The 12530-nt window shown below is 60.6% G+C and carries 11 protein-coding genes; 4 read left to right on the top strand and 7 right to left on the bottom strand.

Annotation, left to right across the window (positions count from 1 at the left end; translation table 11 throughout):
- Window positions 1-36: 36 nt before the first annotated feature.
- Together VGB22_10530 and VGB22_10525 are read right to left on the bottom strand one after the other, a co-directional pair.
- Window positions 37-2346: a response regulator gene (locus VGB22_10530; GenBank protein HEX9751701.1), complete on the bottom strand. Its 2310-nt coding sequence runs from the start codon at window positions 2344-2346 to the stop codon at window positions 37-39.
- Between the two features lie 3 nt (window positions 2347-2349).
- Window positions 2350-3489, bottom strand: coding sequence for an FIST N-terminal domain-containing protein (locus VGB22_10525; GenBank protein ID HEX9751700.1), 1140 nt, complete (start codon window positions 3487-3489; stop codon window positions 2350-2352).
- Window positions 3490-3670: 181 nt separating this feature from the next.
- Between VGB22_10525 and VGB22_10520 the strand changes: the two genes are divergently transcribed.
- Window positions 3671-5386: a hypothetical protein gene (locus VGB22_10520; GenBank protein ID HEX9751699.1), complete on the top strand. Its 1716-nt coding sequence runs from the start codon at window positions 3671-3673 to the stop codon at window positions 5384-5386.
- 10 nt (window positions 5387-5396) lie between these two features.
- Here the strand turns inward: VGB22_10520 and VGB22_10515 are convergent, their stop codons facing one another.
- From VGB22_10515 to VGB22_10500, 4 genes are all read right to left on the bottom strand, one after another.
- A complete protein-coding gene (locus tag VGB22_10515; protein HEX9751698.1) occupies window positions 5397-6860 on the bottom strand; it encodes a polysaccharide deacetylase family protein in 1464 nt (487 codons plus the stop codon).
- A 13-nt stretch (window positions 6861-6873) separates the two neighbouring features.
- Window positions 6874-7602 (bottom strand): PHP domain-containing protein, encoded by a 729-nt coding sequence (locus VGB22_10510; GenBank protein HEX9751697.1) that lies wholly within the window; start codon window positions 7600-7602, stop codon window positions 6874-6876.
- Window positions 7595-8692, bottom strand: coding sequence for an ATP-grasp domain-containing protein (locus tag VGB22_10505; GenBank protein ID HEX9751696.1), 1098 nt, complete (start codon window positions 8690-8692; stop codon window positions 7595-7597). Before VGB22_10505 ends, VGB22_10510 begins: the two co-directional genes overlap by 8 nt.
- A 61-nt stretch (window positions 8693-8753) precedes the next feature.
- Entirely contained in the window at window positions 8754-9140 is a 387-nt protein-coding gene (locus VGB22_10500) for a cupin domain-containing protein (GenBank protein HEX9751695.1), read from the bottom strand.
- A 164-nt stretch (window positions 9141-9304) separates the two neighbouring features.
- Here VGB22_10500 and VGB22_10495 point away from each other — a divergent pair, with 164 nt between their 5' ends.
- Together VGB22_10495 and VGB22_10490 are read left to right on the top strand one after the other, a co-directional pair.
- Window positions 9305-9676 (top strand): hypothetical protein, encoded by a 372-nt coding sequence (locus VGB22_10495; protein ID HEX9751694.1) that lies wholly within the window; start codon window positions 9305-9307, stop codon window positions 9674-9676.
- 8 nt (window positions 9677-9684) lie between these two features.
- A complete protein-coding gene (locus tag VGB22_10490; GenBank protein HEX9751693.1) occupies window positions 9685-10530 on the top strand; it encodes a DUF72 domain-containing protein in 846 nt (281 codons plus the stop codon).
- A 54-nt stretch (window positions 10531-10584) separates the two neighbouring features.
- On the opposite strand, the gene VGB22_10485 is transcribed toward VGB22_10490, so the two are convergent.
- Window positions 10585-11835: a DNA polymerase gene (locus tag VGB22_10485; protein ID HEX9751692.1), complete on the bottom strand. Its 1251-nt coding sequence runs from the start codon at window positions 11833-11835 to the stop codon at window positions 10585-10587.
- 168 nt (window positions 11836-12003) lie between these two features.
- Between VGB22_10485 and VGB22_10480 the strand changes: the two genes are divergently transcribed.
- Window positions 12004-12369 carry a hypothetical protein gene (locus tag VGB22_10480; GenBank protein ID HEX9751691.1) on the top strand — a complete coding sequence of 122 codons (366 nt, stop codon included), beginning with the start codon at window positions 12004-12006 and terminating at the stop codon, window positions 12367-12369.
- The last annotated feature ends 161 nt before the right edge of the window (window positions 12370-12530 follow it).

Genomic DNA, 12530 nt, shown 5'->3' with positions numbered 1-12530 from the left:
TGCCGCCCCCCACGTTACAAACCTGTCATCGGATCTTCAGCGATCCCCGACGGACGAGTTTGCGATTGCTCCATGCCGCACCGACAGAGCGTCGGCCACAGCGCGCGCGAACACTTTGAGGTCGATCGGCTTGGGAATGAAGGCCAGCGCGCCCAATTCCATCGCCGTCCTGACTCGTTCACATTGCGCGAACCCGGACAGAATCAGCGTCGGCAAATGCGGATGAATATTCCGGATGCGACGCAGTGCTTCGGCGCCATCGATTCCATCCATGATCATGTCCAGGACGACCAGATCGCACGTGTTCTCGCGCAGGTGCTCTACCGCTTCCTCGCCGCTGGACTTGGTTACCACGCGGTATCCCAGCCCTTCGAGCGCGACGGCGGCGACCCGGCGTTGCGTGGGATCATCATCGACAATCAGAATGATTTGATTGGCGCCACGGGGGAGACTTGACGCCGTGGACTCCGGCAGGGCGGCGCTGCGGTCGACCGGCAGATAGATGCTGAATGTCGTCCCCGTGCCGCCCGCCGTCTGGAGATCGATGTAACCCTTGTGATCCTCCACGACCGAGTGGACCACGCTCAGCCCGAGCCCGCTGCCGCTCTTCTTATTGGTCTTCTTCGTCGTAAAGAACGGCTCGAAAATGCGTTCGATGATGTCCGCCGGAATTCCGGGTCCATCATCGGCGAGGTCGATCCGGACATACTCACCGACCACGATGGAGTTGTAACGTCGTATGGCGGTATCCAGATAGACGTTCGATGTGCGGCATATGATCGTCCCCTTGCCGTCGGTCGCGTCAATGGCGTTGGAGATCAGGTTTGCCAGCACGCGCATGATCTGTGCCGCGCCACCTTTGAGCGGCAGCAGTTTGTCGGCCATCTGTCGAATGATTTGCATTGTGTCGGGAATCTCGACACCCCGGATCGCGGCATCGACGATCCGGTTGATGTCCATCGGTTCAATGTTGTAGTGCCCGCGGCGGCCCAGAGTCAGCAATTGCTGGTTTATCTCGGCGATCTGTCGCGATGCGCTCTCCAGATCATCCAGAATTCGTTCGGTGCGCTCGTCGGTCGGAAACATCGTCCGGAGTACCGCCGGGTAGGCGAGCAACGGACTCAACAGGTTATTGAAGTCATGGGCGATCTGCCCGGCCAGTTGCCCGGCTGCCTCAAGGCGTTTGGCGCGGAGCAATTCACGCTCAGCACGCAGCTTCTCCGTCACATCGCGGAATCCCCACACGCGCCCGCTTCCTTCGCCGCCGAAGTGCCCCGGCATCGAGGATCGTTCGAAGACACGGCCGTCTTTGAATACGACCATATCGACGCTGCTCTCCTGGGGGCTGGCATAGAGTTCGCGGATACGTGCCATGAATTCGCCGGGGTCGGCGAGTTGTTCCAAGACAGACGCGAGAAGCTGATCGTCGTCGCGTGTCAGCATGACGGACTCTGGAATCTTCCACATATCGAGAAACCGCCGGTTAAAGCTGATGACGCGGCCGTTATCGTCGACGACAAGGACTCCGTCGGCGCTCGAGTCCAGTGTCGCGCGCAGGATGGACAGCGATCGCTCCAACTCCTCTTCGGCACGTCGTCGATCCCATGACTCCAGCGACAGCGACACCAGATCAGCCAACGAGCCCGCGAACGCCTGCTCCTCCGTAGTCCATGTCCGCATCGTCCCGATGTGCTCCAGACACAAGACCCCGACGGTATGGCCTCCCTTGCGCAAGGCCACATCGAGCATTGATGTAATCCCCAATGGTACCAAATAGGAGTCCGTAAACTCTCGGGTGTCGGCGTGCATCCGCGCGTCATTGGCCACAATCGCTCGGTCGCGCTCCAGTGCCCGGAAGTAGCCGGGGTATCCCGCAGTTCGCAGCTCGGCACCAGACGAGTGCTGATCGCTCTCCAGGGTATAGACTTCCTGACAGCGCAGGAGCTTGCGATCCTCGGACAGAAGCCAGACACCCACCCGCTCGACTTCGAGATTGCGCGCCGCGACCTCCGTGATGGTTTGCAGCGCGTTCTTGAGATATCCGTGCGCCACAGTCTGGCTGCGCGCCAGCTCAACCAGTGCGGCGTTTTGCTTCTTGAGTTTCTCCGCACGCAGAATCTGGACCACGGCTGACCGGTCGCGCGATTCGATGTCCCGGCGCAAATGCTCGTTGCGCTCCAGGAGCTCCTGCGACGTCAATTCCAGCGAGCGCTCCAGCAGCACGCGGTCTTCGTCGGCCTGCTCGTAGGCGGCATCGATTGCCCGAATGAACTCCGCCCAGTGGATCGGCGGCGACGCCACGTCGCCCTTGTGACGACGCAACTGGTTGAACAGCAGCTTGTGCATCGTCTACACTTCAGAAAACGTCGTAATCGTCATCGTCTGATTGTGCAGCTCGCACTTGGCCGACGGTGTGAACGGTGAAATCTCGCCATAGGAGTAGAACCCCGCCAGCGCGGCTGTCTCGCCGAGCACTTCGCGCACGCTCTCGACTTCCTCTTCGATGCGCTGCTTGAGGACGAGCTTGCGCCCAACGCAACTGATCAGCAGTGCGAGGTCCGGTGTCATTGAGCCGACCACCTCATAACTCGCCTGCGCGGCGCCGTGCGCGCCGTCGATCAGCCGGTCGAAGTTGGCTTTCATCAGGCGTGCATACGCGCCCTCCGGCATGTCACCGGCGAACGTCATGCTCTGATCGGTCTCATTGACTCCGAGAATCGTGCGGACGACTCCGCTCTGCCCCTCACGCGTGCGGATGCTCAATGGGAATAGCAGGCCCGTGGACGGCAATCCCTGGGCATGTTCGCCGAGGTAAGTCTTGTACAGCGCCAGGGCCGACTGTCCGTCCAGCTCGTAGAGGACATTGCCCTTCGACCGCGTGATCAAACGCTCCGGTCCGAACGGGTCCCATCCGCCCAGCGAACCATACCCGACCTTCAAGTGCGACCCATACAACCCAAGCGCCGCGATAATGCCCTCACGCGGGATGTCGTCGATACAAACATATGTCCGTTCAAACCGTGCACCGTCCCCCGAGAGCCCCCCGGTCACGGCGACGCCCGGCGGCAGCGCCGAAAGCATCCCTTGCACGAGTTCACTGCCGTTGATCTTCAATCCGTCGGACAGGACAAAAACGTGCACCAACTGATCGTGCGGCAGCGACGAGGCCAGTTGTGCCCCGGCCCTGACACAGTCGCCGACGTCGTCGATGTCGACGTGCGCGACTTGGATATCGGTATTCTCGAATTCGACCGCCGTCGTCACAAGCGTATCGTCGCAGACGGTGGTCCCGCAGATTTCACCGGCGGTCGAGCAACCCATGATGTGCGCCTGCGGATAGGAGTGTCTGACGTCCGCGAAGTGCTTTGGATCCTTCATGACCGTGCTGCCGCCGAACACGAACACCAACTGAGCCAGCTCACTCAGGTATGGCGGTGTGTCCGGTGTCCAACCGGCGCCGGGTACCCATTGCCGCTGTTCTGTCCGCATTTGCTCCCCCTGGGATGGGCGTATCAATACGCTGTGCCGGCGCGGGAAGCGACCGGCGCGCCGCAATTAGGCCTCTGCTCTCTTTATCGGACGCGGCGGGAATGGTATGAGAGCCGCAAGACGCTGCGCGTCCGTCATTTCGCTATTATCAGGCCCGGTGGCGAGGTGATATTCCCGCCGGATGACGACACCCATTGTCGGTCTCATGAGACGCCACCACGCGGTGCTTTTGTCATTGGCGTTCGGAATCATCTCATACTGCTGGCTTGAACCGTTCTATGGGGCCCAGGGCGGCGACGTCGGCTCGAAATTCGGCCTCGTTGTCGTCGGATTGCCCGCCATTGCTTGCGGCCTCTGCCTTGTTGCTCTTCTGCGACGACATCGATTCCTGCCGGTCGCCGCGGCGGCGCTGGCCATGCTGGCGGCACTGCCGGTGACCCTGTATCCGTTCTCGAATGATGTCGCCTTCTATGCGGGCAAAACGCTCTGGGCGTCTCTGGGTTCACCGTGGATCGATCCGGTGATCGGTGTTCCCACCGGATATCCCCCGGTCTTTCACACCATCTGGGGACAGGTCATGCGGTTGACCGGGGAGTCGGCGATGGAGGCGTTGCGGTGGGCATCAATATGGGATCTCCTCGCCCTGTGGATCATCTGTCGGACCGCATGGAAATCGATTCTCAGGGCTGAAGAGACGGAAACGGCACTGTTTGTTTTGGGCTTATCGTTTTTCTTCAAGGAACAGACGGGATACCTCTTCGCCAGCGCCGCCTGTTTTTCGATGCCGTTTGCGATCTGGGGATGGTGGGTTTGGAGCCAGGAATCGTCGATGGTGAAATCGCTGTCGGGGGCGCTGTCGCTGGGTGCTTCGATCATTCTCTGGCCCGCGCACATCTTCTGCGTCTGCGGGATCGCACTCGTGACACGACGCCAGGCCCTCCTCGCGCCCAGAACATGGGCCTATACCGCATCGGTGGTCGCCGCCGCAGGCATTACATGGCTGTTGCGTGCGACGTCCACCATCGGCGAATCCTGGTCGGGTTTGACACTCGTGCCGGACGATCTGATGCGGTTTCTGGCTGGGCGCATGCTCGCCATCGCAACGCTCGGATCTGATGCGCATGGTCCGATTGTGACTGCAGGCGCCCTGCTCATCAACGCAGCGCTCGTCTTTCTGGCAGTGCTCTGTTCACGGTCGGGGTTGCACGCCCGGATGGTCGGTACTCTGTGGAGGACGTGTATTGGGTTGTTTGTTGGATCATTATTGGCTGCCTGGTTCATGATCCAGGCAGCATTCGCGATTCGACTCGCATTCCTGGCCGCGGTAATGATCGTCCCGATCGCGGGCATCGGGCTTGAGTACCTGATCAGCACATGGGCATGCAGGGTTCGAACGCACGTGGCAAGCGCCTGCCGCTTAGCGATGGGCGCCGTCTGGCTCGTGCCGATTCTTGTGGGTACGTCTGTGACGTCGTACTCGTACCGGGTCTGGGATGCGCGGATGAGACCGGCGACCGAGTATTTGCAGACTCACGCCGCCGACGGACAACGCGTGTGGGCGACACCGGAGACATTCTGCTGGATTGTGCTGGGCCGCGCGCCCCTGCTCGGATTTCTCGCCCACGATTGGCCGCTGTACTATGGGGCGCCGGTCGATCGCGCGGAAGCGTTTGCCGCTGCATATACGCAACTCTATGAGAACAGCGACCCGGATCGCTGTTTCGACGTGCTCGCCCAAGCGGGCGTCGACTGGGTTGTCCTCGACTCACTGAAGGATCAGGCGGCGCCGCTCTACAGCGCCGTGACCGCTTCCACTGTCCTGCCCGTTCACGCAGTATCCGGAGTCTTCGTTTATGATGTCTCTGCATCGGCCGGCGATATCAGACCGACGGAGTGACGCAATCGACCTACGGCATGGCCAGTGTGTCGAGATAATCGCGCCAGGACTGCACAATCTCCGAGACGGTCGCGCTGTATCCCTCCAGGCGCGCGGCCTCCGACAGCCATGCACGATACACGTCCGCCCAGCCATGCCAGTCGATATCATCGAACGATGAGTTATGCCACAGCACGGCGGCAGCTCCTCCCACGCGGGCGATCTGCCGCAGGATCAGGTCGGACCGCTCGATTGCCTCCTGCGGTGTAAGCATCATGTATTCGCGCGCCGTGACGTCCATCATCACCAGCGGCAACTCCCAGAGATCGAATGGGGCGTCGGCCCTGTAGTCCCACGGCCGAAACGGCACGGCCAGTCCGGCACGAAAGCCGAATCGCTCCGCGTGGCCGAGTGTGCTGTCGATCTTAAATCCCGAGGCGATGTGGGCCGGCCAAGTCGTTTGCGGGGCGAATCTCAGATAATGCTGGCGTGTCACACGCGATTCAGCGCCCACGATGCGTTCCAGTCCCGACTTCTCCTGACCCAGACGCTCCGGGTGATCGAATGACGAGTAGGATCCATGCAGTCCAACCTCGTGGCCCTGATCGGTCAGTGATCTGATGAGTGATTGGATGCGCGGTTCCCCGCACGAATAGTCGGCGTCTGTCGCCGACGGTTTCGTGTTGATCAGAAAGAATGTCGCGCGATTCCCGTTCCGGGCATGCCACTGTGAGAGTTGATCCACGGTGTCGTAGGGATCACGCTGTCTGCCGTCTCGGGTTAAGGCGCGGCTGCGGAATCGTTTGGCAGTGGTGCGCCGACCGCCGGCAAATCGCAACGCGCCGATCGAACGCCGTACATCCTGCCAGAGGGGGCCATGCATCCGCAGCTGGTCGATGTCGTGCGTGAAGGCGACGGCGAAGCGTCGATCATGGCACCAGTTGGCCCGGGACGAGTCAAACGGCGTCTTCAGTCCAATGGACCCGGCGATGGCCGCTGCATAATCGTGGACCACCGGCGTTTCAATCAACCCGTGCCGGACGAGCCAGGATCGCTTTGCAGGAAACCGACCGTGTTGATCACTCGCCTTGCTGCGCCACTCTTCAATTCTCGAGACGAGAAAGAACGCTGCGGCGATGGGATCGACCGGGCATAGTTTAACAGCGGTGTCTCGTCCGACAGCAGCGGCTGCACCCCGGTCCCAGATCGGGAATTCAATGTCGCGCCATAGTCTGCTTGCGACGGGAGATGGATCACCGCCTTGCTCCACGGTGTGCCAAAACGCGCGATCGGGAGTGATTCTGAGTGACGCGGAGTCGTCATTCGTCGCATGGTCGCCGTAGTACACTGTTGGATGTTGTGCCGCCGTGTCGGCGTGTGGGACAATCTCCGCGCGGCCGCCGATCAATGACGAGAGCAAACGGGAAGTATACTCAGTAGCGCGTCTCTGATGACCGTCGGCGATGATCCAGCGAATGATCGGCGGTGTACCCATCTCGACACAGGTGTCATGGTGTGGCCGTGGGTGAAGACTGAACCCAGCGGACGAGGTTCTTGGCGAAAAGTATCGGGCGCATACGCCGACGTGCCTTGATCATCTGGGACCGACGAATAGAACGCATTGTCGTGTGTTCAGTTTTGGCCACTTGCCACGACGAGAACAGGATACTGCGCAGGTCTGCGGTCAGCGGCGCATCATACTCGTTCAGCGCCAGCCCCAACTCGTGGGCGAGGTGCGCGTCGGCGCCGACGATGCCGGGTTTGCCCAGCGCCTGAGCGGTCGCCAGCGCCCTTGCATTGAGTTCATCCGAGCACCGGGAATTGAACACCTCGATGATATCCGCCTCTTCGAGGATGCGATCGGAAAAGTGTGATCCTCTGTACGGATGGGGCAGGATGATCAGCGCTCCCTGCGCGTGGGCCTCTTGGATCAGTGCCATGGGCTCGCGTTGGAGCAACGGTCGGGACAGACAGGCGGCGATGATGTCTCCCGACGTCGACTTGTACTCAGCCGACATCGGGAACAATGGACCATCTCCTGAGAGTTCAGCGCAGTCTGTCGAGCCCAGGTGCGTATTGTGATCGGTTACGATGACCGCATCGATTGAATGCGTCCGTGCATAGTCGACAATCTGCCGTGCGGATATCGACGCATCCGATGAACGCCGCGTGTGGACATGGGCGAGGACGCGACACCGTCTCGCCTGCCCTGAAGCGCCCACCACGGAATCAAGCATGGCGTCGGATAGGATACGTGAACTCCGCGCCGATCTCAATCAGGTTTGGCGTCGGGTCGCGCCACGACCAGTTCGAATGCGTGGATGGAGAGACAAGATCGCGTACGACGCGACCGGCGTCGGACGGACGATGCCACAAGCGACGCCAATCACCGCGCCATGGCCACCAGTATCTTTGCCCGACACGATACGTCGGCATCGTCCGTCCGCTCAATTCATCTCCCGATGCCAGCGCGCAATAGTCAGCGGCAAAGTCAGCTCCGCAATCAAGCGCCAACTCCAGCGACCCCCAGAACTTCGGGTTGAATTCAATCAAGTAGTGCCCCGACTCGTTGGAGCGAAACTCGATCATCGCCGGGCCATGCCACCCGACGGCGGTGATGAGTCGTCGCCCGGCATCGATCAAATCGGGATCGTCGACCGATATGGCCGCCGTGGCCGCGCCGCCCGCCACCGGCCATTCGCGCAGACGCTGATGCGCGAACTCGCGCACGATACGCCCGTGCCACGCCAACGCCATGTAGCCATGCGCAACACCGTCGATGTACTCCTGCGCGATCAAGTTCGGCGATCCGTCCTCCCGTGACGCCATCGGGAGACGGCGCAACTCCGCGCGCCAATCAGCATTCGATCGCAGATAAACAACTCCCGTACCGGCCGACTCGTGCCGGTACTTCGCAATCGCCTGGACGTGCCCAGACACGAACGCGTCAATCTCCGTCTCAGATGTTACCAATATGGTCTGGGGAATCCTGATCCCAAGCGGGCGCGCTGCCTGGACAATCGTCCATTTGTCCGCGCAGGATTGGAACGACTCCAGCTTCGGTCCCACCGTGCGAAGCCCAGCGGTTGTCAAACAGTCACGATGCCGCGCAACTGCCGCACACGATGCGTATCCCACCGGTACCAGCACTTGTGTCTCCCAGCGTTGCCCCCACCGTATCAATTCGTTGACGTAGACGTCGGCATCGGCTGCCGGATTTGGGACAACGGCATGGGCACGCGTGTGTCGTGAAAAAAACCCAGGCGCCCACCTGTTGTGGGAGACTGCGCAGACGCGATGTCCGGAGCGTCCGAGCGAACGAATCATCCCGACGGAATGCTTGTATCCTGCATCGGTAACGAGGACGCGACGTGGGTCCACGGATGTGTCAGTCCCCGGTCGGAACGACGGTCGCCGCTTCGGTCATGAGCACGACCGTCCGTTGTTGCGCGCGCGTGCGATGCACGACGCCGCGCGAAACCAGCATGCCCTGGCGTGGCCGCAGCTCAACCGTGCGGTCTCTGAAGTCGAGATGCAACAGTCCCTCGAGGACATAGAAAAATTCGTCTTCGCGGTCATGCTGATGCCAGTGGAACTCGCCTAAGAAGACCCCGAGCCGAACTACACAGTCGTTGACACGGACCAGCGATTGATTCCACCACTGTTCTGTGCACCCGTCGGCAATTTGCCCGATGTCGACCAATTCCTGCGGGCCGTATTTGACATCCGTGTGGATGACATACTCGGTTTTCCGGGGAGTGTCTGCTGGATTCATTGTCGGGGCCCTCGCAGATTTTTTATTGACGGCCGAAGACACCATCGCTTCCAAGGCGCACTTCGATCAAGATGCACTCAGAATCTCCGCCCTCCAACAGAAACACATCGTATCATGAGTTTGCGAAGCCGGAGTCCACGCGCCATCATGAGGGAGACCGACCCATGCCGATCATCGAGATTGAAGTGATCACACCCGACGGCGCCGTGCCCCGTGCGACAATGGCGTCTGAACTCGCGAACCGCCTGGGGGAGGTCTTCGGCACCCCAGCGGGACAGACTTGGGTCCGGCTGCGCACGACCAGCTCGTCGCATTACGCCGAGAATGATGCCCCCGTTGAAAATGATATGCTGCCTGTCTTTGTCACCGTACTCAAGGCGAGACAGCCGGACAAGGCGAGCATGGCCGATGAATCGGCGCGGATCGCATCCGCCATAGCCGATGTCTGCGATGTCACGCAGGAGCGAGTGCACGTGCTATACCAGCCGGATGCCGCTGGACGAATTGCGTTTGGCGGACAACTCGATACGGCGTAGGCCTCTCGATGGTTGCCGATCAGTTCGATTTGCTTGAAGGGGCGGAAAGGCAAGAGTGGAAGCTGCCCGCCGACATCCGCATCGGCACCAGCGGCTACTCGTTCCTCGATTGGATCGGACCCTTCTATCCCGAGGGAACCGCCCGCGGCAAGATGCTCGAGCACTATCGGAATCATTTCGATACGGTCGAGATCAATTCGACGTACTATCGCATCCCCGGCATCAAGACATTCGAGGGATTGGCGCGCCGCACACCGCCGGGATTCGAGTTCATGGTCAAGACGCACAGTTCGTTCACGCACGAACGCGCCTTGGCCGTTGAAATGACAGCTCCGTTTCTGGATGCGGTCGCGCCTCTGTCGGAGTCGGGAAAACTGCGCGGAGTGCTCGCGCAGTTTCCATATTCGTTCCGATGCAATGCTCAGAATCTCGATCATGTGCTCGGTGGCGCACGCCGCTTCGCGCCGTATCCGTTGTTCGTCGAGTATCGCCACGACAGTTGGCTCGATCCGTCGGTCAAAGAGGCGATGGCGCAGGCGCAGATCGGCTATTGCAATGTCGATGAACCCGCGCTGCCGCATCTATTGCCGCCGGAGACGGCGACCACCACGCGCACCGCGTATGTCCGTCTCCACGGGCGCAATGCGGCGCAATGGTGGAACGGCGGGGGAGAGCGATACAATTACAGCTACAACGACGCCGAATTGGGCGAGTGGATCGAACGGTTGCAGGCGCTGCGTGTCAAAGCCGACCGTGTGTATGTCTTCTTCAACAATTGCCACCTTGGGATGGCGGTCAAAGACGCCAAGCGGTTCATGGAGTTGCTGCAGGAAAAGCTGGGCGGGTCCCCGTAGGGGCAAGGCGCGTCGAAGATCCCGCTTGCGGGGCCGTGCCCCTACAATCCACCGCTACCACCATCCCCCATCATTCGGGATGCTCGTAAACCCGATTCGTGTCGGCGCGACACCGTCCAATCCGTGAATCCCGCCGAAATACACCGACCGTTTACCATACTTGGCGGTGATGCGGTCGATCGCCGCGCTGAGGGCGACCCGTTTTTCGCCGCCGAACAGCGACATGTTGTGCCGTTCATCGGGAATCAACCCGATGAAGGTGATCCCCGCCGCCAATGGCGTACGGTGCGCAAACGACGGGCGTTCGTCCCACAGTTTTCGCAATGTCTCCAAAAACGTCAGCGTGTCCTGGCATTCGATAAACGATGCCTTCGCTTCCCATGATTCCTTGTTGTAGAACTTGACATACACCATCATGCGCGTGGTCCACATCTGCTCCCAGCGCAGACGCGCCGCCGCCTTGTGCAGCAGCTTTTGCAGCACCTGATAGGTCCCCGCCTCGGTGCGCAGCTTGGGCGGGAGCACGTGCGAGTGTCCCAATGACGAGTGTTTGGTGACGATATCGGGAATGTCGTGCCCGTGCAGCCAGTGCCAGAATCGCTGCCCGACTATGCCGCCCCAGAGCGACTTCATCTGCTTTTCGTCCATCATCCACAGCCGTTCGATGGTCGTGATGCCCCGCGCCTGCAAACGTTTCCACATGCGCGAGCCGATGCCGGGCAGGTCGGGCGGCGTCAGCGTGTAGAGGATCTCGGGCAGATCGCCCGAGCGCACCAACACCAGCCCGTCGGGTTTTTGCAGATCGGTCGCGACTTTGGCCAGATAACGGTTCGGCGCCAGCCCGACCGAGCAGGCGAGCGTCGAGCCGACATCGCTGCGGATTGCCGCTTTGGCTTTGCGCGCCAATGTTAGCGCGTTGGCCGGTTCGCGCTGACTGCCGATCAAACGGCACGCCATTTCGTCGATCGAGTGCACCGCGGTGACCGGCAGGCAGCGTTCGACCGCCTCGACGATGGCGTTGTGGTACTCGACATATCTCTTCGGCCGTCCCTCGACGAGACGAATCTGCGGGCACAGGCGCCGCGCCTCGGCGACCATCGTCCCGGTCTTGACCCCGCATGCCTTGGCCTCGTAGCTGGCGGCGATGCAGCAGGTCGACCCGACCAGCGCCGGGACCACCGCCACCGGCTTGCCGCGCAACGCGGGATTCAATTCCTGCTCGACCGACGCGAAGTACGAATTCAGGTCCAGAAACAGCCAGCGCACGCGATCGCCGTATTCAATGAACTCTTCGACGCGCCCCATCACAAATATCTACGGCATCTCCTGATCGAGTGGAGATCATTTGGGGGTCATCTTGTGGCGCACAAATAATTGAGAATCTTTGAGTCGCCATGTCTTGACATATGCGATGCGTGTGTCTACTGTGCCTCTCGGTTGTGGGGAGGCAGGCCCTAACGGGGAGGTTCGGGAATGCTATACACAACGGAAGATCGAGAACCCATTCAGACGATTCCGCACAGAGCAGACTATGATCGCTGGCGGGCGCGTTTAAGCGATTCAGAGTACGAGGCGATCATGGCAGTTCTCAGTGAGCGCATCGGGGGCACAGAAGTTCAAACATCCAGCTGGATTCCCGGCTCAGACTGGACCGGCACTGTATTTCAGCCAATTTGGGAAAAGGCGTGCCTCAGAAACGGCGATCAAGCGGCTCTGTTCTTCGGCTTGCTTGTCTGGGAAACGTTCATGAAGCACGAGGGCCACTGGTTCTTTGGTCGCTATGAGTTGAATGGCGTGCCTATTAGAGGGCTGACTTACTTCAGGGGTACGATCTCATGAGAACAGGTGACGATTCCACAGCTAGAATCAGTTTCATAACCCGTTCTGATTGATACTCATGGCCTTAGACGTAGTCCGTCGATCCGTTCTGACGACCCTTCGGCGCGCCGAAGCAGGGTCCGTCCAAGCTTTAAGGCTTCGGTCCTCCCGAGGAGGGAGGA

The sequence above is a fragment of the Candidatus Zixiibacteriota bacterium genome (assembly GCA_036397555.1).
Taxonomy (GTDB): Bacteria; Zixibacteria; MSB-5A5; order WJJR01; family WJJR01; genus DATKYL01.
The sequence above is the reverse complement of the archived record's forward strand: the minus strand, read 5'-3'. Positions and strand labels throughout refer to the sequence as shown.

Bases quoted from the DNA above. Each gene is read 5' to 3' on its own strand.
- VGB22_10530 (HEX9751701.1), bottom strand. From the start codon at position 2,346: ATGCACAAGCTGCTGTTCAACCAGTTGCGTCGTCACAAGGGCGACGTG.
- VGB22_10525 (HEX9751700.1), bottom strand. From the start codon at position 3,489: ATGCGGACAGAACAGCGGCAATGGGTACCCGGCGCCGGTTGGACACCG.
- VGB22_10520 (HEX9751699.1), top strand. From the start codon at position 3,671: ATGACGACACCCATTGTCGGTCTCATGAGACGCCACCACGCGGTGCTT.
- VGB22_10515 (HEX9751698.1), bottom strand. From the start codon at position 6,860: ATGGGTACACCGCCGATCATTCGCTGGATCATCGCCGACGGTCATCAG.
- VGB22_10510 (HEX9751697.1), bottom strand. From the start codon at position 7,602: ATGCTTGATTCCGTGGTGGGCGCTTCAGGGCAGGCGAGACGGTGTCGC.
- VGB22_10505 (HEX9751696.1), bottom strand. From the start codon at position 8,692: ATGATTCGTTCGCTCGGACGCTCCGGACATCGCGTCTGCGCAGTCTCC.
- VGB22_10500 (HEX9751695.1), bottom strand. From the start codon at position 9,140: ATGAATCCAGCAGACACTCCCCGGAAAACCGAGTATGTCATCCACACG.
- VGB22_10495 (HEX9751694.1), top strand. From the start codon at position 9,305: ATGCCGATCATCGAGATTGAAGTGATCACACCCGACGGCGCCGTGCCC.
- VGB22_10490 (HEX9751693.1), top strand. From the start codon at position 9,685: ATGGTTGCCGATCAGTTCGATTTGCTTGAAGGGGCGGAAAGGCAAGAG.
- VGB22_10485 (HEX9751692.1), bottom strand. From the start codon at position 11,835: ATGGGGCGCGTCGAAGAGTTCATTGAATACGGCGATCGCGTGCGCTGG.
- VGB22_10480 (HEX9751691.1), top strand. From the start codon at position 12,004: ATGCTATACACAACGGAAGATCGAGAACCCATTCAGACGATTCCGCAC.